Genomic DNA, 26040 nt, shown 5'->3' on the forward strand with positions numbered 1-26040 from the left:
CGAATACACGTCTTCGAACTTCATAAGTCGAACTTCCTGTAACACTTCTGTCCGCTTCATAACGCCTCCTTTCGGAGACATGATAAAACCGGACAGATCGCATGTTACCTACACCGGACATATCGCTTGTTAGCGACAAACATCTGACATCACAGTTGTAAACAAAACTAGACATATGTAGCCTGTAGATATGGATAGCTCTCGTTTTTGCTCTGATGCGGATCATGCGGTTGTCATCGGCGCCGGCCTTGGTGGGCTGGCCGCCGCCATGAGATTGGGCGCGCGGGGCTACCGCGTGACTGTGCTGGATCGGTTGAAAACGCCCGGTGGCCGGGCGAGCGCGATCTGGTCGGGAGGGCACCGGTTCGATCTTGGTCCCACCATCGTGACGGTGCCACAGGTGTTCGAAGAGCTCTGGGCGGCCTGCGGGCGCAGTTTTTCGCGTGATATCGATTTGCGGCCGATGGATCCGTTCTATGAAATCCGTTGGCCTGATGGCTCGTCCTTTCAGGCGCGGGGATCCACCTCTGCGATGGAAGCAGAGGTGGCGCGGCTGTCGCCCAGGGATGTGTCCGGATATCTGGCGTTTTTGCGAGATGCTGAGGCCCGGTATGAATTCGGGTTTGAGGATCTGGGCCGCCGCCCGATGCATCAGCTGTGGGAGCTGATCAAGGTGCTGCCAAAGTTTGCCTGGTATCGTGCGGATCGGTCGATCTATGCCCATGCGGCGCGCCGGGTGCGCGACCCCAGGCTGCGTATGGCGTTGAGCTTTCATCCTTTGTTCATTGGCGGAGATCCCACCAAAGTCACTTCCATGTATGCGTTGGTTGCGCATTTGGAAAAGCAGTTTGGCGTACATTATGCCATGGGCGGCGTTGAGGCGATTGCCAAGGCGATGGTGCGCATCATCGAAGCGCAGGGTGGGTGTTTGCGTCAGGAATGCCAGGTTGACGAAATCCTGCTGGAGCCAGCTGCCAGATCCTCAGGGTCCACCCGATCAGCCGGAGCCGCACGCGGGGTCCGCCTGGAAGATGGCACCGAGATCGCGGCAGATATCGTCGTGTCGAATGCCGATCCTGGCCACACCTACGACCATTTGTTGCGGCGTCATTCCAAACGCCGCTGGAGCACTCGAAAACTGACAAAGGCCCGGTGGTCGATGGGGTTGTTCGTCTGGTATTTTGGGACCCGGGGCACGCGAGACATGTGGCAGGATGTGGGTCATCACACCATTCTGAGCGGGCCGCGCTATCGCCGGTTGTTGCGTGACATCTTTCGCAAAGGCCACTTGGCCGATGATATGAGCCTTTATCTGCATCGCCCCAGCGTCACAGACGGCAGCGTCGCGCCGGAAGGTGATGATACGTTCTATGCGCTGTCGCCGGTGCCGCATTTGGGGTGGGACAACGGCGTTGATTGGAAACAGCAGGCCGAACGCTATCGCCAGCGGGTGCTGGAGGTGTTGGAGGCCGGACCATTGCCTGGGTTGACGGATCGGCTGTCGCAATCGCTGGTCTTTACGCCAGAAAATTTCCGAAGCCGCTATCTCAGCCCTCTTGGCTGTGGGTTCTCGCTGGAACCGCGGATCCTGCAGTCTGCGTGGTTTCGTCCACACAATGTGTCAGAGGAGGCCAAGGGGTTGTTCCTGGTTGGTGCGGGCACCCATCCGGGCGCGGGGCTGCCGGGTGTGATTTCTGCGGCGGAGGTGCTGGACCAGTTGGTGCCTGATCCGGCCATCGCCCACATCGAAGCCGTGAGGGCCGCAGAATGATTGACCCTAAGGATATGGCCCATTGCCGAGAGGCGATCCGAACCGGCTCCTACTCTTTTCACGCCGCATCACGGTTGCTGCCGGGGCGCATACGGGATCCGTCTCTGGCGCTTTATGCGTTTTGCCGGTTGGCGGATGACGCGGTTGATGAACATGATGACAAGGCAGCAGCTGTTTTGCGCCTGCGGGAGCGGTTGGATTGCGTGTATGCTGGGCGGCCGCAGAACACACCGGCTGACCGCGCCTTTGCTGCCATTGTCGAAGAGTTCGAGATGCCGATGGCGCTGCCGGATGCGTTGCTGGAGGGGTTGGCCTGGGACGCCCAGGGTCGGGAGTATCGCAGCCTGTCGGATCTGCGCAGCTATTGTGCGCGGGTTGCTGCAGCGGTCGGGGTGATGATGTGTGTGCTGATGCGTGTGCGCGATGCAGATGCTTTGGCGCGGGCCGCGGATCTTGGTGTGGCGATGCAGTTGACCAATATCGTTCGCGACATCGGCGAGGATGCGCGTGCCCGGCGCATGTATCTGCCGCTGGATTGGTTGGCGCATGCGGGTCTTCGGAAAGAAGACATATGGCGCAACCCGCGCCCGCATCCGGCGCTGGCGGCCATTGCGGGCCAGCTTTTGGGGGAGGCCCGCGCGCTGTATGAACAGTCGGAAGCCGGGATTGCGGCCCTGCCGTTCGCCGCGCGGCCCGGTATTTTTGCCGCGCGCTATGCCTATGCCGGGATCGGAGATGTGGTGGCGCGCAATGGCTATGACAGTGTCACTCAAAGAGCGGTGACACGTCGGCACCAAAAGCTCGGATGGTTGGCGCTTTCGGTGCTGCGGTCCATGTCGGTGACAGTGATGCCACAATCGGCTGTATTGCACCGCAAGCCGCTGCCGGAGACAGCGTTTCTTGTCGCGGCCGCAGCACATCGGGGGGCGCAGCCCAGCTGGGCAGATCAACGCTCTGCCGAGTTGCTTGCAGTTCTTGCGCAGTTGGAGCAGACAGACCGGGACAAACGTGTTGCAAGGCTGGCGTAGGCGATGGATTGGTTATTGTTCCTGACATTCCTGGGGGCTTGTATGGCGGCGGCGGCCACTGGGGCGATGTTTGAGCCTGGCTCGTGGTATGCAGCTCTGCGCAAACCTGTGTGGACACCGCCAAATTGGCTTTTCCCGGTGGCTTGGTTTGTCCTTTATATCTGCATGTCCGTCGCCGCAGCGCGTGTTGCGGTGCTGCCAGACAGCGGTCAGGCGATGGCGTTGTGGTCGTTGCAGATTGCGTTGAATACGCTTTGGACACCGGTTTTCTTCGGCCTGCGACGCATGAAGGCAGCGCTGATTGTGGTGTCCTGTCTCTGGCTGGCGGTTGCCGCCACCCTTTATGTGTTCTGGCAGCTTGACCCCGTCGCAGGTGCGCTGTTTGTGCCCTATCTTCTGTGGGTCAGCATTGCGACCGCGTTGAACGAGGCGGTTTTGCGGCTCAACCCTGGTGATCAGGTGGGTTGAGCCTGTCGCGGAAAATGCCGCGAGCAATACTGGCGATTGCCGGACTTATGGATCTGCAAACTGCCAGCCGGGACGGCGCGGCACCCGCATGGCGATCATCGGCTTCAACCAGGGCTGCCTGAACCGGCGCAGATCAAGGGCCTCATGGACACCATCGTGCCAACGCCCCCCTAGCTGGGTGCGGACGACCGAGCGGCAATAAAACGGCGCGTCCAGCATGGCCTTGGTCTGGGTTGGGCGGCTGTTTGCGTCCCCACGGGTGTCGCGCCGTACCATCCAGAGAGAGCGGGCCATCGGTCTGCGATCCGGCAGCGCAATCGGGGTGACTGTGCCGTTTCGATCGAAATGAACTGCAGCGCTCAGCGTGCTGCCATCCAACCGATCGGCATCATAGAACGCAACGGCGCCATCGTCGGTGGGAAAACGGGCCCAGGTCCAATAGGAAAAATCCTGTTCCAGTGCGCGGGTGCCGAAATTGGCGTCGAAATACCCGTGGCCTGCCCATTTCACCCCACGGTTCAGATCAACCTCAATGCGGGCAGAGGGGGCAAATGGACGCCAAATGTGACAGCCATCTGGAGTCAAAGGCAGCTCATCTGAACTGAGCGCATCGGGATAGAGGCGGATTTGGCCTTGCACACGACCGGGAATGGGTGGAGCGGCCCATTCGTCTACATCCACCAGCAGCGTCTTGCCGCTCCATTGCAAGTGGCTGGGCCCAACCACAAACGTCGTTTCGCTCTGACGCAATGCGCGCTGCCCCCGGTCTGTCATCGTGAACCGTCCACCTGGGCCATAGGTGGCGACATTTATGCAGACGTGGTTTTCCGGATTGCGTCGCCCGGACCATCGGTACCAGGGTGAGAAGACCGATCCGATGAAGGCGATGACCGAGATTGCGTAGGTGCCGCAATCGGAGATCCCGTCGATGTACCACCACGCATATCCGTTTGCGGGAACGGCCAGGTCAAACCGAGGTCCTTGGCGATCGTTTCGGCCGCGTGCCGTCCGGAGAGCGCAGCCATTGGAACCCCCGCTCCAGGATGGGTGCCGCCGCCCGCCAGATAAATCCCGCGCATGCGTGTCTTGGCGGTGGGTCTGCGAAAGGTCGCCATCAGCGCATGTGGGCTCTGCCCGTAGAGGGATCCGAGACTGTGAGGAAAGAGCCGCGCGAAATCCTGCGGACTGCTGAGCTGCTGCGCCGTCGGAAACGGGCTGAGCCCGGCGCCAAAACTTGCCAGGGCGGAGCGAATGCGAGTCAGACATGTGGTGTCCTCCTTCCAGGTGGTGCCCGCGGTCATCGGCGCGGCGTTTTCGATGATTTCAAAGCGTTCAGGTCCCGCCGGTGGGGGCGAGGTGTCGCTGCGATCCTGTGCGCAGAGATACAGCGTCGCCCGGCGGGGCGGTTGCCGTTCGGCAATCGGATCAAATTCCTGTCTGGGATCATCGGTGAAGAACAGATTGTGATGCGCGAGCTTCGGCCCGCTCCATTGCGCTGCGCAGGCCAGAACATGGGCTGACAGCGATCGATGTTCGAGCGGGGCGGGTTTCACGGCGTCCATCAGGTCGGAGCCGAGCGCGCCCTGATCCAAGGCACGCGGGTCGCCATTGAACACAATCACATCAGCGTCGAGCGACTGCCCCGCGTCGGTCACGACGGTCGATGCGCCAGCTTCGTTGATCTGCACCCGCCGGACCAATTCGTTGAACCGCAACTCCGCGCCATTTTGAACGAGCAGATCCGCCAAGGCCGCAGGCAGGCGATGCATCCCCCCGCGAATGCGCCAAACCCCCATTTCTTCGGCGCGCCAGATCAACGACAGAAGCGCCGGCGACTGATAGGGAGTTCCACCCACGTAGGTTGCATAGCGCCCAAACAACTGCTGCAGCCGGGGGTCGCCGAAGCGTCCGGACAGCAGCCTAGCCAGGGAAAGATGCGGTGCCATGTCCAAGGCCAATCGCGGATGGCGCAGCACCGCGTGCGTGGCGTGGAGCTGTGATGGCGCAGGCATCTGCATGATCGGTGCGCTGAACGCATCAAACAGACGCTGCGCCGCAGCCCGGAACCTTAGGAATGCGTCCGCATCTTTCGGGCCAGCAAAGGTGGCGATGGCGCGGGCGTTTGCTTCTGGGTCCCCGACAAGATCAAGCTGGCTGCCGTCGCGCCAGAAATGACGGGCCAAAAGCTGTTCTTGTACGAGGTCGAGATCGGCGTTTAGATTGCGCCCAAGTGCTGCGAACAGATCCCGGATCACGGGCAACAGCGTGAGCACGGTTGGCCCGGTGTCAACGGGACCAAGATTGCTTGGCTTGGTGCGAATTTTGCCGCCTGGGTGGACCTGCGCCTCAATCACGGTGACATCAAGCCCAAGGGCGCGCATGTAAACTGCGGTTGACAGACCGCCAATTCCTGCACCGATCACAATGGCTTTTTTCATGGGTGTGTCATTTCTGAAATATTGAATTGCCTGGAAAATTCACAGAGGCGGCGTGCCAAATGGCCCCTTCCGCTCAATAGTTGACTCCGCTCAGACAAATGTCCAATGTAATTTACACATACATGTAATTTTTGAATTACACATGCGGAGGCACCGGGTGGCATGAAAGATCGACTGCAGCAGCGTATCGACACAGCATTGGCCCGGGCGACGCGTTCCCCTGCGCCGCAACAACTGGCGGAGGCCTTGACCTATGCGGTCAATCCGGGAGGAGCGCGCATTCGGCCCACAGTCTTGATGCAGGTGGCGTCCGCCTGCGGCGACCCTGATCCACAAGCAAGCGAAGCCGCCGCTGCCGCGCTGGAACTGATCCATTGCGCCAGTCTGGTCCACGACGATCTTCCATGTTTTGACGATGCCGACCTGCGTCGCGGCAAACCCAGCCTGCATCGCGCATACAGCCAGCCGATTGCTGTGCTGGCAGGGGACAGTTTGATCCTAGCAGCGTTCGAGACGCTGTCAGATATCACTGACACACGCAAAGCGATTGCCCTGGTTCGCCATCTGGCGCGCTATACCGGGATGCCAAATGGGATCTGTGCCGGGCAGGGATGGGAAAGCGAAGAGACCGTCGATCTGTCAGCCTACCATCAGGCCAAAACTGGCGCCTTGTTCATTGCTGCGACCGAAATGGGGGCCATTGCCGCCGATCAGGACCCGGCACCCTGGCAAGATCTCGGCGCGATGATTGGTGAGGCGTTTCAGGTCGCAGATGATCTGCGTGATGCGCTGTATGATGAACAGACGCTCGGCAAACCTGCAGGTCAGGATGTGATCCACGACCGGCCCAACGCGGTGAACCAATTTGGTGTGGGCGGCGCGATTGAGATTTTGCAGGATATTCTGGCCGGGGCGATTGCCTCCATCCCGGCTTGTCCCGGGGAAGCGGCACTGGCGCAGCTGGTGCGCAAAACGGCGGAGAAACTGACGCCGGTCACCGGGGACAGCCAAAGAGTTCCAGGTGAGTGACACGCTGGGAGCCGGACCGCCGCCGGGCAGAACCTTGCGGCAGCGTTGGTTGGATGTGCTGGCGGATCGCGGGTTTCATCGCTTGGCGGCGCGGGTTCCGGGGCTGAGGTCGATCGCGCGTCGTGAAGGCGCGGAGATGTTTGATCTGGTCGCGGGTTTTGTGAATTCACAGGTTCTGTCTGCTCTCTTGAAATTGCAGGTTTTGGATCATCTTCGGGATGCGCCGCTGCAGGTTGCGGATCTGGCGCGTCGTTGCGGAGCTGCGCCGGAGCGGCTGCAGGTTTTGTGCCAGGCGGGCGCGGCGCTGGGTCTGCTGCGCCAGCGCGGGGATGGCTGTTGGGATCTGACGCGCAAGGGTGCGGTTCTGCCTCACGTGCCGGGGCTGCGGGGTATGATCGAACACCACGATATTCTGTACCGGGATCTGGCCCAACCAGAGGTGTTTTTTGCACGCCCCACCGAGACCGAGTTGGCGGCATTCTGGCCCTATGTGTTTGGAGCAGGTGCTGTGAACGATCAGCCCACTGCGCAGCGATTCTCTGATCTGATGTCGCAGTCGCAGTCTTTGGTTGCGGAAGAGACGCTGGCGTGTCGCCCGTTGCGCGGTGTGCGCACGTTGCTGGATGTTGGCGGAGGTCAGGGTCGTTTTTTACGGTCGGTTGCGAAGTGTCATCCAAAATTGACGCTCCAGCTGTTTGACCTGCCTCAGGTGGTTGCCAACCTGCCAGACGATACCGGTCGGATAGAGGTTTTCCCTGGCTCTTTTCGTGATGACCCGCTGCCAGTGGGTGCGGATGCGATCAGCCTGGTCCGGGTTTTGTATGACCACGATGACGATACGGTCGCACAGTTATTACAGCGTGTTTTCAATGCGCTACCCTCTGGTGGGAAGATCATTGTGTCTGAGCCGATGCTGACAGGTCAGCGGGCAACTGATGTGTATTTTGCGGTTTACACCCTCGCTATGGGAACAGGGCGGACGCGCAGTGCAGACCAGATCGGAACCATGCTGCGCGAGGTTGGATTCGTGCGGGTGAACTGCCTGAACACACACCGGAAATACATCACTGAAGTGGTTGTCGCTTCAAAACCATAGAAACGCTCAGTTTCGTGGACAAACTGCATGTCTATTTTGATTGACATGTGAATATGTAAACATAGACTGACATATACGGAGTAACGTCTTACTGACGTCTGACAGTCCGTTTTGGTTGGCGTGTAGGGCTGGATCGTTTGTCGATGATCTGGCCAGAGCCAACGGCGATTGATGCAAACCACAAAGGTGCACGCGCCAGGGCTGACCAAGGCTGACCAGGGCTGAAACGATAACTCCGCAGGGGAGGGAATTGGTGCAAACAACTGCAGTCATATTGAACGGTCCGAAGGATATGCAGCTTGCGGAGCTGCAGACCCGGGATCCAGACGATCATGATCTGGTGGTTGATGTGCGGTATTCCGGCATTTCCAGTGGTACGGAAAAACTTCTGTGGTCCGGTGATATGCCGCCATTTCCCGGCATGGGTTACCCGCTGGTTCCTGGTTATGAAACCGCAGGCGAAGTTGTCCATGCGCCTGCGGGCAGCGCATTTAAGACCGGGGATTGGGTCTTTGTCCCCGGGTCTGATTGTTTTGAAGATGCTCACTGCCTGTTTGGCGGCGCAGCGCGTCACGTCGTAACCGCGGAGGACCGCGTGATACGCGTTGATCCCGGAATGGGCGCGGAAACAGCGCTGCTTGCACTGGCCGCGACGGCGCGCCACGCGGTTGCGGGACTGGGGCATCAGGTGCCGGATCTGATTGTGGGTCATGGCGTTTTAGGCCGTCTCTTGGCGCGGCTGACCCTTGCCGCCGGTGCGCCAGCGCCCACGGTTTGGGAAACTGCGCCCGAACGCATGGGGCAGGACGAACCCTATCCCGTTCTACGGCCGCAAGATGATCCGCGGCACGACTATTCGGTGATCTGTGATGCCTCGGGTCAGGCGGATCTGTTGAACAGCTTGATCCGGCGATTGGTCAAAGGTGGCGAGATCGTCCTGGCCGGTTTTTACGCCCAGCCCGTCAGTTTTGCCTATCCACCGGCCTTCATGAAAGAGGCGCGGTTGCGGATCGCAGCAGAATGGAACCGGGATGATCTGGAGGCCACACGCGCGCTGGTGGAATTGGGGGCGCTGTCCCTTGACGGATTGGTCAGCCACCAACGCAGGGCCACCGCCGCGACAGATGCCTATCGCCAGGCATTCTCTGACATCGATTGCCTGAAAATGATCCTGGATTGGGAGGGCCACGCATGAGCCTCGATACACCGCCAAAGCTAACTAGCTATGACGCGAAACTCCGCGAAGAAGCCGCCGAGACCGCGCCCTCGCTGGAGGTGCCCATGCGCGAGCCGACGCGAAAGACGCAGATCATCGCGATCTACGGTAAGGGCGGCATCGGGAAATCCTTCACGCTGGCCAACCTGAGCTACATGATGGCAGAGCAGGGAAAGCGGGTTCTGCTGATTGGCTGTGATCCGAAATCCGATACCACGTCTTTGCTGTTTGGCGGTAAGGCCTGCCCCACCATCATCGAGACCTCAACCGCAAAGAAACTGGCTGGTGAAGAGGTTGCCATTGGCGATGTTTGTTTCAAACGCGGTGGCGTGTTTGCGATGGAGCTTGGCGGGCCGGAGGTGGGCCGTGGCTGCGGTGGCCGCGGCATCATCCACGGGTTTGAACTGCTTGAAAAGCTGGGCTTCCATGATTGGGACTTCGACTATGTCTTGCTCGATTTTCTGGGCGATGTGGTCTGCGGCGGTTTTGGCCTGCCGATCGCGCGGGATATGGCGCAGAAGGTCATCGTGGTTGGCTCCAACGATCTGCAATCGCTTTATGTCGCCAACAACGTCTGCTCTGCGGTGCAGTATTTCCGCAAGATGGGTGGGAATGTCGGCGTGGCTGGCATGGTGATCAACAAGGATGATCACACCGGACAGGCGCAGGCCTTTGCCAAATCGGTCGATATCCCGGTTCTGGCGTCTATCCCTGCAGATGACGATTTGCGCCGGAAATCAGCGGCTTATGAAATTGTCGGGACCAACCAGACCCAATGGGGCGCGCTGTTTGCCGAGTTGGCGGACAATGTCGCCGAAGCCCCGCCAGTGCATCCCACGCCGCTCAGTCAGGATGATCTGATTGCGTTGTTTGATGGCAAGGACACGGGCGCTGATTTTGTCCTGGTCCCCGCAACAGACGAAGACATGCGCGGCAAGAATGCTGAGCCGAAACAATCCCTTGAAGTGATTTACGACGATATCTGATGGACAAAGAGATTGATCATACCCGCCATGCTGGAGATGCGGTGCCGGATCTGGAGCAAGGGCAGACGTCCGATGGTCTTGGCTGTCATGCTGGTGCAGATCAGATGGAGAAAGCCGCCCGGGCCACTGGCCAATCCGAACTGTTGGATCAATTTGCCAAAGACTACCCACAGGGCCCCCATGACAAGCCCCAGTCGATGTGCCCTGCGTTTGGATCTTTGCGTGTGGGCCTGCGGATGAGCCGGGTGGCCACGGTCCTGTCCGGTTCGGCTTGTTGCGTCTACGGGCTGACCTTTGTCTCCCATTTCTATGGCGCGCGCCGTTCCGTTGGCTATGTGCCGTTCAATTCCGAAACTCTGGTGACGGGTCGGTTGTTCGAAGACATCCGCGATGCGGTACACGATCTTGCGGATCCGGATCGCTATGACGCGGTCGTGGTGACAAATCTCTGCGTGCCGACAGCCTCTGGGGTGCCGCTGCGACTGCTGCCAAAGGAAATCAATGGCGTGCGGGTGGTTGGCATCGATGTGCCAGGTTTTGGCGTGCCCACCCATGCCGAAGCAAAAGACGTGCTGGCAGCAGCGATGTTGAACTACGCCCGCCAGGAAATTGCGGCAGGCCCGGTGCCAGCGCCAGCTGGTGGTGTGGATGACAGGCCGACTGTGACGCTGTTGGGGGAGATGTTCCCTGCAGATCCGGTGATGATCGGTCAGATGCTGGCCCCCATGGGTGTGGCCGCTGGGCCGGTGGTGCCATGCCGCGAATGGCGCGAGCTGTACGCGGCGTTGGATTGTGGCGCTGTGGCAGCGATGCATCCGTTTTACACCGCGACTGTGCGTGAATTCCAGCAGGCCGGTCGGCCGGTTATCGGATCTGCGCCCGTTGGGTATGACGGCACAGCGGATTGGCTTGCTGCCATTGGCGAGGCTTTTGGTGTGTCAGCGGATCGCGTGGCGCAGGCGCAGAATACCATGTTGCCTGCAATCCGCGGCGCGCTGGCGGCGCGTCCGATCAAGGGGCGGATCACCCTGTCCGGATACGAAGGCTCCGAGCTGTTGGTCGCCCGCTTGCTGATCGAAAGTGGGGCAGAGGTGCCATATGTCGGCACCGCCTGTCCGCGCACGCCCTGGAGCGCGGCGGATGCGGCGTGGCTGGAAAGCAAAGGTTGCAAGGTACAATTCCGTGCATCGCTGGAACAGGATCTGGCCGCGGTTGAAGCGTGCGGGCCCGATTTGGCGGTTGGGACAACGCCGGTTGTGCAGGCCGCCAAGGAACAGGGCATTCCGGCCTTGTATTTCACCAATCTCATTTCGGCCCGACCGTTGATGGGCCCTGCCGGTGCCGGATCTCTGGCCGAGGTGATCAATGCGGCGATCGCCAATGGCGCGCGTATGGACCGGATGAAAGAGTTCTTCGAAGGCGTCGGTGATGGCGACACCGCAGGCGTTTGGGAGGGAGACCCGAACCTGCGCCCGGACTTCCGCGCTTTGCAGGAAAAGAAACTGGCAAAGCAGGCCCGCGCGGCCAAAGCGGCGGAGATGATCTGATGCTGATCCAGGATCACGACAGAGCTGGCGGATATTGGGGCGCGGTCTATGCGTTCTGCGCGGTAAAAGGACTGCAGGTTGTCATTGACGGTCCGGTCGGCTGCGAAAATCTGCCTGTCACCTCAGTGCTGCATTACACGGACGCGCTGCCACCGCATGAACTGCCCATCGTTGTCACCGGGCTCGGTGAAGAAGAGCTGGGCCGTGACGGCACCGAAGGGGCGATGAAACGGGCCTGGAAAACTCTGGACCCGACGCTTCCGGCGGTGGTGGTGACGGGTTCGATTGCCGAGATGATTGGCGGCGGGGTGACGCCACAGGGGACCAATATTCAGCGGTTTTTGCCGCGCACCATTGATGAGGATCAGTGGGAAGCGGCGGATCGCGCCATGACCTGGCTGTTTCAGGAATTCGCCATGACCAAAGGGCGGATGCCCAAGGAAAAAAAGCGTGATGAGGGGGCCAAACCGCGGGTGAACATCCTGGGTCCAATGTATGGCACCTTCAATATGCCCTCTGACCTGGCGGAAATTCGGCGTCTGATCGAAGGCATTGGCGCCGAGGTCAACATGGTGATGCCGCTTGGCGCGCATCTGGCGGAAATGCGGGACTTGGTTAATGCCGACGTCAATGTGGTCATGTACCGCGAATTTGGCCGCGGTCTGGCCGAAGTTCTGGCCAAACCCTATCTGCAGGCGCCGGTTGGTTTGGAATCGACCACGCTGTTCCTGCGCAAATTGGGGGATCTTCTCGGACTTGATCCCGAGCCGTTCATCGAACGCGAAAAACACTCCACACTCAAACCGCTGTGGGATCTTTGGCGGTCGGTGACGCAGGATTTCTTTGGCACTGCGAGTTTCGCGGTTGTCGGCAGCGAGACCTATGTGCGGGGTTTGCGCCATTTTCTGGAGACGGATCTTGGGTTTGATTGCGCCTTTGCGGTGCCACGTGTTGCGGGCAAAAAGACCGACAACGACGAGGTGCGTCGCCTGATGGGCGAGCGACGGCCGCTGATTGTTTTCGGCTCTATCAATGAGAAAATGTACCTGGCAGAGATGAAAGCCGGGCATGGACCAAGCCCTGCATTTATTCCGGCAAGCTTCCCCGGTGCCGCGATCCGGCGCGCCACTGGCACACCGTTTATGGGGTATGCGGGCGCGACATATGTGCTGCAGGAGGTGTGCAACGGCCTGTTTGATGCGCTGTTCCACATTCTGCCGCTGGCCCAGGACATGGACGCTGCTAAAGCCACCCCAGCGCAGCTGCGCAAGGATCTGCCCTGGGATGCAGAGGCAAAGGCGCTGCTCGATAAGATCGTTGAGGATCATCCGATCCTGACGCGGATTTCGGCCAGCAAGACCCTGCGCGACGCGGCAGAAAAAGCTGCATTGGAGGCCGGTGTGAGCCACGTGGCGGTGGACACCGTCGCAGCCCTTCAGAGCGATCAAACCACACAAAAATACGGGAAGAAGGAGATCTGACGATGACAGACCAGGCGACCGATTTTTCGACCAAACCCAGCCGCAGCGCCACCGCGCTTCGATGGGAGTATCGGGTTTATTTCGCGCTGATTTTCCTGCTCGCGCTTCCGTTCGCCTTGGCAGACGTCCTGTTGGCCTATTGCGGCCTGAAGGCGCACCGCCGCCAGGGGAACGTGCTGCAGCGTGCCTGGGCAGAGGCAAATGCAATTACACCGATGATTTTCATGCACTGAAATCACCGGATTGAGAATTCCGACCGGGCCACAGCCCTTTCGGAACGCCAGTGCAGCTTTTTTGAGTTGTCTGGCAACCCGGCCGCGGGGATCGCGGCGTCAGCTTTGACCGTCCGGAGGATAAGTGATGGCTGATAAAACAGACCTGTCGTTCACAGGTCTCACAGACGAACAGGCGCAAGAATTGCACTCTGTCTACATGAGCGGGCTCTGGCTCTTCTCGATCATTGCGATCGTGGCTCATCTGGCAGTGTTCATCTGGCGTCCGTGGTTCTGAGGAGGGCTATGGAGTGATGAGCAAGTTCTACAAGATCTGGCTAGTCTTCGATCCACGTCGCGTTTTCGTGGCGCAAGGGGTCTTCCTGTTCCTGCTGGCAGCAATGATTCATCTCGTTCTGCTGAGCACGGATCGCTACAACTGGTTTGAGGCCGCAACCGTGAAATACGGTTCGGCTGAATAACGCCAGTTTCATATCAAGACTGCGGGTGGGCGGGCGCTCTCCCGCAGTCGTCCAGGCACTTAGCTGATCGCTCTGCCGCTTTGGCGGCTGCGACTGGATCTGAACGGAGAATAACTCATGGCGTTGCTGAACTTCGAGAAGAAGTATCGGGTACCCGGCGGCACCCTGGTCGGAGGCGATCTGTTTGACTTCTGGGTGGGCCCGTTTTTCGTTGGTTTCTTTGGTGTGACGACAATCTTTTTTGCGGCACTGGGAACCATTCTTATTTTTTATGGGGCCGTGCTGCAGGGCACGTGGAACCCCTGGCTGATTTCGATTGACCCGCCGCCGTTGGAATACGGCCTTGGTGCCGCGCCGCTGCGCGAAGGCGGATTGTGGCAGGTGATCACGATCTGTGCCCATGGCGCCTTTGTCAGTTGGATGCTGCGCGAGATCGAGATTTCCCGCAAACTGGGCATGGGGCTGCATGTGCCGTTTGCCTTTGGCGTTGCGATTTTCGCCTACACGACTTTGGTGGTCATTCGCCCCGTGCTGATGGGCGCCTGGGGACATGCGTTTCCTTATGGCATCTGGACCCATCTCGATTGGGTGTCGAACACCGGATATGCCTATGGCAACTTCCACTACAATCCGGCCCATATGATCGCGGTGACCTTTTTCTTCACCAACTGTTTGGCCTTGGCGTTGCACGGATCGCTGATCCTGTCTGCAGCAAATCCCAACAAGGACAAGGAAATGCGCGCGCCCGATCACGAGGACACGTTCTTTCGCGATTTCATCGGCTACTCGATTGGTCCGCTTGGCATTCACCGCTTGGGTTTGTTGCTGGCGCTCAATGCCGGGTTCTGGTCGGCGATCTGTATCGTGATCTCCGGCACCATCTGGTTCGAAGAATGGGTTGTTTGGTGGGATTGGTGGCTCAATCTGCCGTGGTGGGCAGACCTGTAAGAGGAGGCATGAAACATGGCTGAATATCAAAATATCTTCACGCAGGTTCAGGTCCGCGGCCCAGCAGAAATGGGCATGGTGGAAGATGTCGACCTGAAAGAGCGAGGCCGCGGCGTCAGTTTTAGCAATCTGGCGGGCTTCCTTGGAAATGCTCAGTTGGGTCCATTCTATCTCGGCCCCTGGGGGGTCGTGTCCCTGATGTCTGGCGCGCTTTGGTTCTTTATGGTGGGTATGGCATTTTGGGTGCAGGCTGAATTCAGCCCCGCGGTGTTCCTGCGGGATCTGTTCTGGCTGTCATTAGATCCACCCGGCCCGGAATACGGTCTTGGATTTGCGCCTTTCTGGGAGGGTGGATTGTGGCTGATCGCCTCGTTCTTCCTGCTGGTATCGGTGATGACCTGGTGGATCAGGTCCTGGGTTCTGGCAGAGCAGCTGGGGATGGGCAAACATGTTTGTTATGCGTTTGCCTCTGCCATCTGGTTGTTCCTTGTTCTCGGACTGATCCGGCCGGTGCTGATGGGCAGCTGGTCCGAGGCGGTGCCTTATGGTGTATTCACCCACCTGGACTGGACCAATCTGTTTTCACTGACCTACGGCAATCTGTTCTATAATCCGTTCCATGCGCTCTCGATTGCGTTCCTTTACGGGTCTGCGCTGTTGTTTGCGATGCATGGTGCCACCATTCTTGCGGTGACGCGCTTTGGTGGGGATCGCGAACTTGAGCAGATCGCTGATCGCGGTACTGCGTCGGAACGGGCGGGTCTGTTCTGGCGTTGGACCATGGGGTTCAACGCGACAATGGAGGGGATCCATCGCTGGGCCTGGTGGTTTGCTGTCTTGACCACATTGACAGGTGGCATTGGCATTCTGCTGACCGGAACCGTTGTTGATAACTGGTATGTCTGGGCACAAGATCACGGCTACGCTCCGCCGGATTGATCCTGATTGCTAAGGCTGAATTTGTGAAAGGAGAGGAACCATGACAGACAAACCTGGTTGGTGGGTCAAGGATGAACAGCCCAGTCTCTATCTTTGGGTCTTTACCAAGATGACGTTGGGCGCAGCCTATGGGGCCTTGTTCCTGACAGGCGTGATCTTCTTCATCTTGATACTGAGAGTCCTGTCAGGGCTGCTGCCGGAAGATCCCTATGCTGCGCTTGAAACAGGCGCTCAAATGGTGGCTCTTTTGGCCTAAAGACCTGGCTTGCGTGGCTGGTTGGTCAGCTGCGCAAGAACCCAGCGCGAATGCATCAAGGTGTCCCAACCTTCGCATTTCGCCAAAGGCAGACGCGTTCTGGATTTGCCTGCATGCCCCCAAGTTTTGCAGTTCCCCCAAGATCCACAGCCGGCCTGCCCAAACACCGGAGGTCGCTTTATGACAACGTCGAAACAGGTTCCTGCACAGCTGTCCGAAACTGCAGCCTCTTTGGTCCAATCCAAGTCGGACCAATCCAAATTGGTTCAGTCCCAGCAGGACCGATCGCGACCTCCGGCCTCATCTCAACCCAAGGCACCGTCGCAAGCGCAGACACGCCCTGCAACGCCGCTTTTGGATCGTGTGGCAGGCCCGGCTGATTTGAACGCTTTTCGCGATGCGGATCTCACACGCCTGGCCGATGAATTGCGTACGGAGGTCATTTCTGCGGTGTCCGAAACGGGGGGGCACCTTGGATCGTCCCTTGGCGTTGTTGAACTGACGGTCGCGCTCCATGCGGTGTTCAATACCCCGATGGACAAGATTATCTGGGACGTGGGTCATCAGTGTTATCCCCATAAAATTCTCACCGGGCGACGGGATCGTATTCGCACCCTGCGCCAAAAAGATGGTCTGAGTGGTTTCACCAAGCGTGCCGAGAGCGATTTTGATCCGTTTGGCGCGGCCCATAGTTCCACCTCTATTTCTGCAGCACTTGGCTTTGCGGTGGGCCGTGATATGGGCCAGCCGACTGGCGACGCAATAGCGGTGATCGGTGATGGATCCATCAGCGCGGGCATGGCCTACGAAGCACTGAACAATGCGGGCGCGCAGGGGCGGCGGTTGATCGTGATCCTGAACGACAATGAGATGTCGATCGCACCGCCTGTGGGAGCGGTATCGAAATATCTGACGGACCTGCATGATAACTCTCCGCTCCGGGCATTTCGCGATATTGCCGAGGGTATGGAAGCCGCCCTGCCCGGTCCGATCCGCGATGGTGCGCGCCGCGCACGCCAGCTGGTGACGGGTGAAGGCGGCTCTGGCGGCACCATTTTTGAAGAGCTTGGGTTTGATTACGTGGGGCCGGTCAATGGCCATAGTGTTGCGGACCTGTTGGCGGTGTTGCGTGCGGTGCGAACGCGCGCCACCGGGCCCGTGTTGATCCACGCCTGTACCGTGAAGGGCAAAGGATATCCACCGGCGGAGCATTCTGCAGACAAATACCACGGTGTCGCCACCTTCGATGTGGCTTCCGGTGCGCAACACAAGAAGACACCGAATGCGCCCAGCTATACCTCCGTGTTTGGAACGGCCCTGACCGATGAGGCAACACGTGATCCCGCCATTGTAGCGGTGACCGCGGCAATGCCATCGGGCACGGGGCTGAACATTCTGGCGGATCGCTTTCCTGCGCGGGTGTTTGATGTCGGCATTGCGGAACAGCATGGGGTGACCTTTGCGGCGGGTATGGCTGCAAGCGGGTTGAAGCCATTTGTGGCGATCTATTCGACCTTCTTACAAAGAGCCTATGATCAGGTGGTGCATGATGTGGCCCTGCAGGGGCTGCCGGTGCGGTTTGCCATTGATCGGGCAGGGCTTGTGGGTGCCGATGGCGCGACCCACGCGGGCGCCTTTGATCTGGCCTATCTTTGCAATCTGCCAGGCATGACCGTTATGGCCGCCGCTGATGAGGCTGAGCTGGTTGATATGGTGGCTACCGCAGCTGCCCATGATAGTGGCCCGATTGCGTTCCGCTACCCAAGAGGGGCGGGCACTGGGGCCGAGATGCCGGATCGCGGGCGTGTTCTGGAGATCGGCAAGGGCCGGATTGTCGCCGAAGGCAGCAGAGTTGCTTTGCTGTCGCTGGGTACGCATTTGGCGCCCTGCCTGGAGGCCGCACAGATGCTGGATGCTGATGGGATTGGTGTCACCGTGGCAGATGCGCGATTTGCCAAACCGCTGGATCACGACCTGATCCGCCAGCTGGCCCGCCATCATGATCTGGTGGTGACGGTCGAGCAGGGTGCGGCCGGTGGATTTTCAGCGCAGGTCACCCAGTTTCTTCTGAATGAAGGGCTGTTGGATGGCGGTGTCAAACTGCGCTGCATGACCTTGCCGGACCGGTTCATCGATCAGGCGAGCCCCAATGAAATGTACGCGGCGGCAGGGTTGGCAGTCTCTGACATCAGACAGACTGTGTTGCGTGGACTGTCACATGATAGCAAAATTGCCCACCTGCGGGCCTAGGGTGCGCGCACCCCTGATGGTTCAGTTGCCCGGATGGCTCAGCCAATTGGCGCAAACAGCAGCTCGGCGTGTTTTTCCATGTAGATCTGGAGCCAGGGCGTGAACCGAGCGGGTTGCTCCCGCAGCGACTGATGCAGATCCGATGGGCTGCGCCAGCAGGTGGCATGTACCTCTGATGGGTTGGGCGTGATCTCTGCGGAGCCGGGGTAGTAGCCGACGAACAGATCGACCACTTCGTGTTCGATCATGTCTGTCCCAACTTCTGCCCGATATTCAATCTGGCCACAATGCTGCAGGTCCGGTGCATCAAGCCCCAGTTCTTCGCGTAGCCGACGGTGTGCGCAGGCCTTGGGGTCTTCGCCCCAATGAGGATGGGTGCAGCAGGTGTTCGCCCACAATCCAGGGGTGTGGTATTTCGACAGGGCACGTTGCTGCAATAGGATGCGACCCTCCTCGTCCAAAAGAAAGACGCTGATTGCGGGGTGGCGCAGACCGCGGCGATGGACGTCGTATTTCTCAACAGCGGTCAGCGTGCCATCGACCCAGGCCGGGATCATTTGGGTCATCACACATGCACCTCAGGTACAAGACCCGTGAGATGGGCCAGATTCTTCAAACCGATCTTCAGATGGGCGAGGGGCCGTGCGCGCACAAGCTCTTTGTTCATATAGGCATCAAATGTCAGTCGCTGCACATCGATGTCATGACAGAGTGAGACAAAACGTTCGCGCCGCCCGTCAGACTTGTAATAGGCATCCTGCATGGCGCGCAGAACTTTGAAGACGGTTTTGTGGTCTTTCATGAAGAGCTTTCTGGCCAGCCGCAGGTCGCTGGCGCGCCCGGATGCAAGTGCGGCTTGCGCGGCGGTTGCTGCGACCCGGCCACCGACCATGGCATAGTAGATGCCTTCTCCGGAGGAGGGGGCAACCACTCCGGCGGCGTCCCCCGCCAAAACCACATCCTGAGCGTTGTCCCAGCGTTTTAATGGCTGCAACGGGATGGGCGCGCCTTCGCGGCGCAGGGTATCGCAGGCTTGCAGGCCGCTTGCGGCGCGCAAATCTGCGGTGGCTTGCTTCAGATCCACTCCATTGATCCCGGTGCCCATACCGACGCTGGCCTCTGCCCCGTGGGGAAAGACCCAGCCGTAGAAATCAGGGCTGATACGGCCGTCGTAGATCACGTCGCAGCGGTTGGGATCATAGTCCGCCGACGGCTGCGGTGCGGCGATGATTTCGTGGTAGGCAATGACATAAGGGATATCGTCGCCGCCTTTGACCTCTTGCTGCGCCACAACAGAACGCGCGCCATCGGCGCCAATCACATAGGTGCAGGGTAGGTGACGTTCCTCGCGGGTTGCCTTGTCCCGGTATACGACCTGGGGTGTGGGCGTGCTGCGGTCGATGCGCAAAAACGTGCCCGTGAAACGCTCGGCCCCTGTTGCTGCTGCGCGTTGGCGCAGGAAGTCGTCAAAATCGGCGCGATCGACCATGCCCACAAATCCGTTTTCAATGGGAATATCGACAGATCGCCCTGTCGGGGACACCATCCGGGCAGTGGTGATGCGGGCGCGGAGCTGGGAGTCTGGGATATCAAAATCACGGATCAAACGCGGAGGTACCGCCCCACCGCAGGGTTTGATCCGACCATCCCTGTCCAGCAAAGCAACTTTGTGACCTGCGCTCGCCAGATCCATTGCGGCTGTGGATCCTGATGGGCCGCCCCCGACCACTACGACATCATAATGCATGATCATTCTCCCGGGATATCAGCAAGCTGGGTTGTTTTGGTCTGTAAGGACAAGGTGCCGACAGCCATCCACATGGCTGCCAGAAACAGGGCCGCTTCGAACAGGAACACCGCGCCAAATGCTTCTGCATCGCCAAGCGGCGAGCGGGCCAGGTCGACCAAAGCAGCCCCCACCAGGCCACCAAAGCCGGCAGCAATCGCCTGCGCCGCCCCCCAAAGGCCCATACGTGTGCCTTCGCGTTTTTCGCGTCCGTTGCCAGCAAGCTGCATCATCGATCCTATTGCGGCCACGGCAAACATGCCGTTGAAAAAGCCAAGAGCGATGACCGGCGCCAGCAGGTCCGCACCCCTGATCTGGCCAAACGCCGCGATCACGACCAGGACCAAAGCGGACCCGCCGCATCCCGCGACCACCCAGGATCTCAGCTCGCCCATGCGGAACCCTGTGCACAGGACGCCGACTGTCAGCATGCCCAGGAAAACACCGCCATTCTGCGCGCCAGAAAGCTGGGTGGATTGGCCGAGGGAATAGCCAAAGACCAACCCCGCATAAGGCTCCAGGATGAGTTCCTGCATGAAATAGGCGGTCATCGAGAGGAACACAAAAATGGTGAACTGACGCGCCTTTGGCTCCTGCCAGATCTCTTGCAGCCCTTCGAGAAAAGATTGAGTGTGGTTGGCCGTTGTCGGCGCTGGCTCGGTCAGTTGCTGTTCAACCCGCCAGAGCGCGAGTGCGGTTACGGCAGTTCCAAGGACCGCCACTAAAGCCACAACTGCAATAAGGCGTTGTGGCGAATACGGATCCAGCAGCGCGCCTGTGGCGATGGCGGTGCCCGCAATGCCGAGGATCATCATCAACCAAGTCATGGTTGCCGCAGCTGCCCGGCGGCGAGGCTCGGTCGCGGTTGCCAAAAGTGCCAGCAATGACGTTCCGGAGGCGCCGACGCCAATACCAATCAGCCCATAGGCCAGAATGGACAAAAGCAGGACCCAGATCATTCCAATGGGAACCAGTAGGATGGCCAATGCCGCCATCACAGCGCCAAGGGCCAGAACGGCCATGCCACCAAGGATCCAGCGGCTGCGGCTACCGCCGGTATCGGACCGAAACCCCCAATTGGGTCGGGTGATCTGTATCGCGTAATGCAGAGCCACCAGAAATCCGGGGAGCACCGCCGGCAGGGCCAATTCGACAACCATCACACGATTTAAGGTCGAGGTCATCAGCACGACAATGGCGCCGAGAGCCATCTGAACCAGACCAAGACGAAAGATTGAGACCCAGCCCAGCATCACCCAATCCCCCGCAGGGCGAGGGCCGAAACCATCATACCCAGCACATAAAGTGTGACGCCCACGCCGTTGTACCAGGGGGCATATTTCTGTGGATCGGTGAGCAGCCGGCGCATAGCAACGATCTGCATCACTGCAAGCGCGGCCACTGTGGCGGCTGCCAAATGCGCACCCCACAGCAGCAGCATGGGTGCGACCAGGGCCTGTGCCATGATCATGATGATACAGGCAATTTTTGCGGCAACCTCGGGGCCCAGGCTGACCGGCAGGGATTGTATGCCCATGGCGCGGTCACCGTGCAGTGCCTTGAAATCATTGAGGGTCATGATGCCATGAGCACCAATCGCATAGAGCAGGGCGAGGAGGATAGTCTCAAACCGTGGCGCACCCGCTGATAGCACGGCGGCGCCAGTGAACCATGGCAGTGCTTCATAGCAGAGCCCGACAACGCCTGGTCCAACCCAACCCGACCTTTTGAGCCGGAGCGGTTCTGCCGAATAAGCCCAGGCGGCAGCAACAGCGACACAGGTGGCGGCGAACCCCCACAGGCCGAGCAGCCATCCCAACCCCAGCGCCATCACTGACATCACGATGGCCACCCAAAGGCCCCATCGTCCCGGCACCCGCCCCGAGGGAATGGGGCGGTGCGGTTCATTGATGGCATCAACGTGGCGGTCGCACCAGTCATTGGCCGCTTGGCTCATGCCGCACACCACAGGCCCAGCGAGAACCAGGCCCAGCACAACCAGCCAAATAGCTGGAAGAATAGGTTCATTGGCAGAGACGATGCCGCAGAGATAGGCCCACATCGGCGGAAACCAGGTGATTGGTTTGATCAACTGGAGCAGGGCGGCAGGATCAGGCCATTTTCGATCTCGTAAATCAATGCTGACACTCATGAAGTCAATATGACATTACGCGTGGCATTCAGGCAAGATGAGTCTTGTCTCGGGCGCATCAAATTGGGCCATCTGGGCGGCACAACCGCAGCGGCACATTGCCCTCGCGTGTTAGGTGCCGATTTTATGATACCCAAAGACCAACCCGTACCGGTGCGCTGCACTGGCCATTGACCAACAGAGGGCTAGCTACCGACTATGACTTATCGGAGACTGATTGCCGCCCTTTTTTGCCTGTGCTGTCTTGGAGCGCCTGCCTTTGCATTGACGGCAGAAGATCGGGTCATGATCATCGAATGGCGAGAGGATGCGGCTGAGTTGTTTCTGACGGTGCCGACATCAGACCTGCAAACGCAAGGGATCGCCCGCCGATCTGGTCTGATCGGTGCAGATGGTAAGATTGATTTCGCAACGTTGCGGCAGACACCGGGTCACGTTGCTGATGGGATCTTGCGGTTTGGTGCATTGACGTCCGGCCCCGATCCAGTGGATGGCATGACGATGATGGTGCATGACAAGCGCGAGATCCTGCCCTACGCGGACCCTTTCGATGCGTTGATGGCGTCCTCTGTTTGCGGCGTGCCCGACAGCGTTGAACGTTTATCCGCGGATGGCACGCGGCTCTATCTCAGCGCTTATCGCGGAATGGTTGCAGATCCTGATGGCATTGATCTTGATCTGTCGATGTTCGCAGGCCCGGTTGAAGTCAAAGTGTTTGATAGCGATGGGCTGACCACCCGGTTCACGGCTGACCCCAGTGTTCAGCAGATCCGGGTCCATCGCGAGGTCGTGGCGGCCGCCGCGCCGTCGTATCTGGCCGCTGTAATTGCCGCATTGGTGGCGGCGTTTGCGTCGGTCGGATTGGTGCGCGCGCTCAAACAGCGCTGAGTGGTCTTTACCCAGCCGACCGCAAACATATGCGTTTAGAAACAAAAAAACCCAACCCGCGAACGGGTTGGGTGATTTGCATAGACAGTCAGATGGTTTAGCTGGACTGCTCTTGCGCCAGCATTTCATCTGCCCGCGCGAAGATGTCTTCGTAGCGCTTCTTCTCTTTGCCGCGATAGCGCGCGCCCTTCAGGTCTTCGTAATTGGAGGACACATCGCCCACCAGCAGCAGGCCGACCATGCCAGCGGTGCGGTGTGGGGTGCAGAAGTAGCCATAGGCACCTGGCGTATCGAGTGTGATCTCGATTTCTTCGCCGATCTTACCCTTCCACGCGCTTGCGCCTTCGGGGATGTTCTTGTCTGTGGTGGCAGAGTTGTGGCCGCGGTCGGTGGCCACGAATTTGATGGTGTCGCCCACGTTGGCGCGGACGATGTCCGGATAGAACACCTGCCGCTCTTTTTTGTTGTCGGGATGTTTGTTCAGCATCTCGACTAGAATGGTCTTGGGTTCCTCGTTTGCAGCCGCAACGGAAGGCACAGCTGCGGCTGTTGCCAGGGCGCCAAGATAAAACAGGTGTTCACGTCGTGTGTGGTTCATGGTCTCTCCTTTCGGGGTGACGGTTGGTTCGAAGGGTTGCTTTTCGATGATCCGGCTCGGATAGGGTGTCTGCCCGCCGATGCTGGTGTGGTTGCAATGGCGGGCCGAATGATCTGGCGTGGTATCCGGGATGGCAGTTGGCGAGCATCTCTCAGGTCCTTTGGCCTGATCCATGTCGCGGTTAGTCGGCATGATCGCGCTGCACTGACGGCTCTGTCATCCCAGACAAAACCCTGTCGCATCGGTCAATCGCGAAAGAGCTCGCCTGGCGTATTGCTCCCTTTCCTGTGGTCCGGTTGGGGAAAGAGCTAATCCACCCCCAGCCAAAGGCAAATGACGGCTGCGTCAGGCGCCTTTTTCCGGTCTTGCTGCGCGAAAAATTGCGTGGCCTGCCGGTTGCACACCGCTCTAGTCTTTTTCCGTTTAGGCGACCATGCGCGAAAGCGCGCACTGCGACCAAAGGTCATCCAACGCAGAAATGAGCATTTCAATATCCGCATCGCTGTGCAGCGGTGATGGGGTGATGCGCAGCCGTTCAGTGCCCTTGGGCACGGTTGGATAGTTGATGGGCTGGACGTAAATGCCCCAATTTTCCATAAGCATATCGCTGATCATGCGGCATTTGACAGGATTGCCGATCATCACGGGGATGATGTGGCTGGGGTTGTCGATATGAGGAATGCCGCGGGCGTCCAATGCCGCGCGGACCTGCGCCACGCGCGCGGCCTGCTGCTGTCGTTCCACCTGGCTGGTTTTCAGATGCCGAATGGAGGCACAGGCCGCCGCCGCAACTGCCGGGGGCAGGGCGGTGGTAAAAATAAACCCACTGGCAAATGACCGAATGAAATCGCACAGCGCGCTGGATCCTGCGATATAGCCGCCCATGCATCCAAACGCTTTGCCAAGCGTGCCTTCGATCAGGGTGATCCGGTCCATAAGCCCTTCGCGCTCCGCGACACCACCGCCGCGCGGACCATACATGCCCACTGCGTGGACCTCATCCAGATAGGTCATGGCGCCATAGCGATCGGCCAGATCACAGATTTCGGCAATCGGGGCGATATCGCCATCCATGGAATAGACGCTTTCAAAGGCGATGATCTTTGGGCGGTCCGGATCCAGCTCGGCCAGCTGGCGTTCCAGATCTTCCATGTCGTTGTGTTTCCAGATCCTTTTTTCCGCCCGGCTGTGGCGGATCCCTTCGATCATCGAGGCGTGGTTCAGGCTGTCAGACAGGATCACCACATTGGGCAGGCGCGCCCCCAAAGTCGATAGCGCAGCCCAGTTGGAGACATAACCTGACGTAAACAGCAACGCCACCTCTTTGTGGTGGAGATCAGCCAATTCCTGTTCCAGCAAGAGATGCTGGTGGTTGGTGCCAGAGATATTGCGGGTGCCCCCGGCGCCGGTGCCATAATCGTTCACCGCAGCCACCATTGCGGCCATGACATCTGGGTTTTGACCCATGCCGAGATAATCGTTCGAGCACCACACGGTCACATCGCGTTGGCCGCCGTCGTGACGGTTGGTGGCATTTGGGAAATTGCCACAATGGCGTTCCAGGTTTGCAAAGATGCGGTAATTGCCCTCTTCGCGTAGTTTGCTCAGCTGGCTGTTGAACAGCGCGTCATATTCCATTGGCGTCCTCCTTGAAGGGCTTTGGAGACTTTTCTTCTTTGGGCGCAGGCAACATCCAGCGCCAGAGTTTGTCGTCAGGCAGGGGCAGCACCAGCAGCACGTGTTCGAGCAGCGCCAGACCGGCCAAAGCGGCGATCAGCCCGTCGCGGGGATCGCTGCTGGCTGTGGCGCGCAAGGCAAACGCGATGGCGACCCAGCCCAGCAGAGCCGCTGAAACCGGGAACAGTGCATTGATGCGCTGCCTGCGAAAGTGGCTTGGCATATGCGCCAAGGCCCGAGGCAGAAAATCGCTGTGCACGTGCGGCACGCCGAGAAAGAGGTTGAGTTTTGCAGAAATGCGGGCCGCAAACAGCAGGGCATAGACCCAAAGGCCCGTCGGGTTGGTGGCGTCTGTGTGGGCATAAATGACAGCCACCAACCCTAGCACCAGCGCAGCTTCGTGATAGGCAATTGTGCCAAAGCCACGCCAGAACCTCTCCCAGTGGGAAATCCCTGCAGGGCAGGGAAAGGGGCGAGGCCCCGTGATCACACCGGTCAGAAAGCTGATTTCGATCCATCCCCAGATCGCCAAGGCGCCCACAAATCCGGCATAGTCACCGGTTGTGGTTGGCAGAGCTTGTGCCGCCGACATCAACAATGCGCCCAGACCCAGCAGCGGCAGACTGGCGACGCAGACGACACCTGGTGCGATGTCACGCCGCTGATCCATCACTGCGATGCCGCGCAGGATGAGCCCGGTGGAGGCCCACCAAAGCGCACAGGCCACAGCTGCTGCAAACCACGCCGAGGCGATCATTGCGCCATCTCGCCTTGCTCGCAGCAGGCCCTAAC

26 protein-coding genes are annotated in these 26040 nt (G+C 59.4%); 17 read left to right on the top strand and 9 right to left on the bottom strand.

Features of this window, described 5'->3' with window-relative positions; genetic code table 11:
* Positions 1 to 190: 190 nt before the first annotated feature.
* From Q0C28_RS03400 to Q0C28_RS03410, 3 genes are read left to right on the top strand one after another with little or no spacing between them, the layout of a single operon-like run.
* Entirely contained in the window at positions 191 to 1771 is a 1581-nt protein-coding gene (locus tag Q0C28_RS03400) for a phytoene desaturase (RefSeq protein WP_293573244.1), read from the top strand.
* Positions 1768 to 2799 carry a 15-cis-phytoene synthase gene (crtB, locus tag Q0C28_RS03405; RefSeq protein ID WP_293573245.1) on the top strand — a complete coding sequence of 344 codons (1032 nt, stop codon included), beginning with the start codon at positions 1768 to 1770 and terminating at the stop codon, positions 2797 to 2799. The genes Q0C28_RS03400 and crtB overlap by 4 nt, the downstream gene beginning before the upstream one ends.
* A 3-nt stretch (positions 2800 to 2802) precedes the next feature.
* Positions 2803 to 3267 (top strand): TspO/MBR family protein, encoded by a 465-nt coding sequence (locus Q0C28_RS03410; protein WP_293573246.1) that lies wholly within the window; start codon positions 2803 to 2805, stop codon positions 3265 to 3267.
* Positions 3268 to 3312: 45 nt separating this feature from the next.
* Here Q0C28_RS03410 and crtC read toward each other — a convergent pair whose 3' ends face one another.
* Together crtC and crtD are read right to left on the bottom strand one after the other, a co-directional pair.
* Positions 3313 to 4188 (bottom strand): carotenoid 1,2-hydratase, encoded by an 876-nt coding sequence (gene crtC / locus Q0C28_RS03415; protein ID WP_293573296.1) that lies wholly within the window; start codon positions 4186 to 4188, stop codon positions 3313 to 3315.
* The gene (gene crtD, locus Q0C28_RS03420) at positions 4077 to 5705 is read right to left on the bottom strand and encodes a 1-hydroxycarotenoid 3,4-desaturase CrtD (protein ID WP_293573247.1); all 1629 of its coding nucleotides are present in this window, start codon (positions 5703 to 5705) and stop codon (positions 4077 to 4079) included. Before crtD ends, crtC begins: the two co-directional genes overlap by 112 nt.
* A gap of 162 nt (positions 5706 to 5867) precedes the next feature.
* Between crtD and Q0C28_RS03425 the strand changes: the two genes are divergently transcribed.
* The 13 genes from Q0C28_RS03425 (at position 5868) to dxs (ending at position 18147) form a co-directional block, all read left to right on the top strand.
* Positions 5868 to 6734: a polyprenyl synthetase family protein gene (locus Q0C28_RS03425; protein ID WP_293573248.1), complete on the top strand. Its 867-nt coding sequence runs from the start codon at positions 5868 to 5870 to the stop codon at positions 6732 to 6734.
* Positions 6727 to 7830 carry a methyltransferase gene (locus tag Q0C28_RS03430; RefSeq protein ID WP_293573249.1) on the top strand — a complete coding sequence of 368 codons (1104 nt, stop codon included), beginning with the start codon at positions 6727 to 6729 and terminating at the stop codon, positions 7828 to 7830. Before Q0C28_RS03425 ends, Q0C28_RS03430 begins: the two co-directional genes overlap by 8 nt.
* A gap of 253 nt (positions 7831 to 8083) precedes the next feature.
* Complete coding sequence (gene bchC, locus Q0C28_RS03435) at positions 8084 to 9025, top strand: chlorophyll synthesis pathway protein BchC (RefSeq protein WP_293573250.1); 942 nt, start codon at positions 8084 to 8086, stop codon at positions 9023 to 9025.
* Positions 9022 to 10032 (top strand): chlorophyllide a reductase iron protein subunit X, encoded by a 1011-nt coding sequence (locus Q0C28_RS03440; RefSeq protein ID WP_293573251.1) that lies wholly within the window; start codon positions 9022 to 9024, stop codon positions 10030 to 10032. Before bchC ends, Q0C28_RS03440 begins: the two co-directional genes overlap by 4 nt.
* On the top strand, positions 10032 to 11579 hold the full coding sequence (gene bchY / locus Q0C28_RS03445; protein WP_293573252.1) for a chlorophyllide a reductase subunit Y: 1548 nt from the start codon (positions 10032 to 10034) through the stop codon (positions 11577 to 11579). The genes Q0C28_RS03440 and bchY overlap by 1 nt, the downstream gene beginning before the upstream one ends.
* A complete protein-coding gene (bchZ, locus tag Q0C28_RS03450; protein ID WP_293573253.1) occupies positions 11579 to 13060 on the top strand; it encodes a chlorophyllide a reductase subunit Z in 1482 nt (493 codons plus the stop codon). Before bchY ends, bchZ begins: the two co-directional genes overlap by 1 nt.
* A gap of 2 nt (positions 13061 to 13062) precedes the next feature.
* Positions 13063 to 13293: a cytochrome PufQ gene (gene pufQ, locus Q0C28_RS03455; protein WP_293573254.1), complete on the top strand. Its 231-nt coding sequence runs from the start codon at positions 13063 to 13065 to the stop codon at positions 13291 to 13293.
* Positions 13294 to 13420: 127 nt separating this feature from the next.
* Positions 13421 to 13570, top strand: coding sequence for a light-harvesting antenna LH1, beta subunit (gene pufB, locus Q0C28_RS03460; protein WP_293573255.1), 150 nt, complete (start codon positions 13421 to 13423; stop codon positions 13568 to 13570).
* Positions 13571 to 13586: 16 nt separating this feature from the next.
* On the top strand, positions 13587 to 13754 hold the full coding sequence (gene pufA / locus Q0C28_RS03465) for a light-harvesting antenna LH1, alpha subunit (protein ID WP_293573256.1): 168 nt from the start codon (positions 13587 to 13589) through the stop codon (positions 13752 to 13754).
* 117 nt (positions 13755 to 13871) lie between these two features.
* Positions 13872 to 14702: a photosynthetic reaction center subunit L gene (gene pufL / locus Q0C28_RS03470; protein ID WP_293573257.1), complete on the top strand. Its 831-nt coding sequence runs from the start codon at positions 13872 to 13874 to the stop codon at positions 14700 to 14702.
* Positions 14703 to 14717: 15 nt separating this feature from the next.
* Positions 14718 to 15641, top strand: a complete 924-nt coding sequence (gene pufM, locus Q0C28_RS03475; RefSeq protein ID WP_293573258.1) for a photosynthetic reaction center subunit M — start codon at positions 14718 to 14720, stop codon at positions 15639 to 15641.
* Between the two features lie 40 nt (positions 15642 to 15681).
* Positions 15682 to 15897, top strand: a complete 216-nt coding sequence (pufX, locus tag Q0C28_RS03480) for an RC-LH1 core complex protein PufX (protein ID WP_293573259.1) — start codon at positions 15682 to 15684, stop codon at positions 15895 to 15897.
* Between the two features lie 180 nt (positions 15898 to 16077).
* Positions 16078 to 18147, top strand: a complete 2070-nt coding sequence (dxs, locus tag Q0C28_RS03485) for a 1-deoxy-D-xylulose-5-phosphate synthase (RefSeq protein ID WP_293573260.1) — start codon at positions 16078 to 16080, stop codon at positions 18145 to 18147.
* A 38-nt stretch (positions 18148 to 18185) separates the two neighbouring features.
* On the opposite strand, the gene idi is transcribed toward dxs, so the two are convergent.
* The 4 genes from idi to chlG are packed head-to-tail and all read right to left on the bottom strand — an operon-like array spanning position 18186 to position 22085.
* Positions 18186 to 18713, bottom strand: a complete 528-nt coding sequence (idi, locus tag Q0C28_RS03490; protein WP_293573261.1) for an isopentenyl-diphosphate Delta-isomerase — start codon at positions 18711 to 18713, stop codon at positions 18186 to 18188.
* Entirely contained in the window at positions 18713 to 19894 is a 1182-nt protein-coding gene (locus Q0C28_RS03495; protein ID WP_293573262.1) for a geranylgeranyl diphosphate reductase, read from the bottom strand. The genes idi and Q0C28_RS03495 overlap by 1 nt, the downstream gene beginning before the upstream one ends.
* 2 nt (positions 19895 to 19896) lie before the next feature.
* Positions 19897 to 21186: a BCD family MFS transporter gene (locus tag Q0C28_RS03500; protein WP_293573263.1), complete on the bottom strand. Its 1290-nt coding sequence runs from the start codon at positions 21184 to 21186 to the stop codon at positions 19897 to 19899.
* On the bottom strand, positions 21186 to 22085 hold the full coding sequence (gene chlG / locus Q0C28_RS03505) for a chlorophyll synthase ChlG (protein ID WP_293573264.1): 900 nt from the start codon (positions 22083 to 22085) through the stop codon (positions 21186 to 21188). The genes Q0C28_RS03500 and chlG overlap by 1 nt, the downstream gene beginning before the upstream one ends.
* Before the next feature lie 285 nt (positions 22086 to 22370).
* Here chlG and Q0C28_RS03510 point away from each other — a divergent pair, with 285 nt between their 5' ends.
* Positions 22371 to 22973: a hypothetical protein gene (locus Q0C28_RS03510; RefSeq protein WP_293573265.1), complete on the top strand. Its 603-nt coding sequence runs from the start codon at positions 22371 to 22373 to the stop codon at positions 22971 to 22973.
* A 97-nt stretch (positions 22974 to 23070) separates the two neighbouring features.
* Here the strand turns inward: Q0C28_RS03510 and Q0C28_RS03515 are convergent, their stop codons facing one another.
* The 3 genes from Q0C28_RS03515 to puhE all read right to left on the bottom strand — a co-directional run bounded on the left by Q0C28_RS03515 (position 23071) and on the right by puhE (position 26005).
* Positions 23071 to 23763 carry a pseudoazurin gene (locus Q0C28_RS03515; RefSeq protein ID WP_293573266.1) on the bottom strand — a complete coding sequence of 231 codons (693 nt, stop codon included), beginning with the start codon at positions 23761 to 23763 and terminating at the stop codon, positions 23071 to 23073.
* A gap of 231 nt (positions 23764 to 23994) precedes the next feature.
* On the bottom strand, positions 23995 to 25209 hold the full coding sequence (hemA, locus tag Q0C28_RS03520; RefSeq protein ID WP_293573267.1) for a 5-aminolevulinate synthase: 1215 nt from the start codon (positions 25207 to 25209) through the stop codon (positions 23995 to 23997).
* Positions 25199 to 26005, bottom strand: coding sequence for a putative photosynthetic complex assembly protein PuhE (gene puhE, locus Q0C28_RS03525; protein ID WP_293573268.1), 807 nt, complete (start codon positions 26003 to 26005; stop codon positions 25199 to 25201). Before puhE ends, hemA begins: the two co-directional genes overlap by 11 nt.
* Positions 26006 to 26040: the final 35 nt, after the last annotated feature.

Origin of the sequence: Phaeobacter sp. (assembly GCF_022825805.1) — a bacterium.
Lineage (GTDB): Bacteria > Pseudomonadota > Alphaproteobacteria > Rhodobacterales > Rhodobacteraceae > Phaeobacter.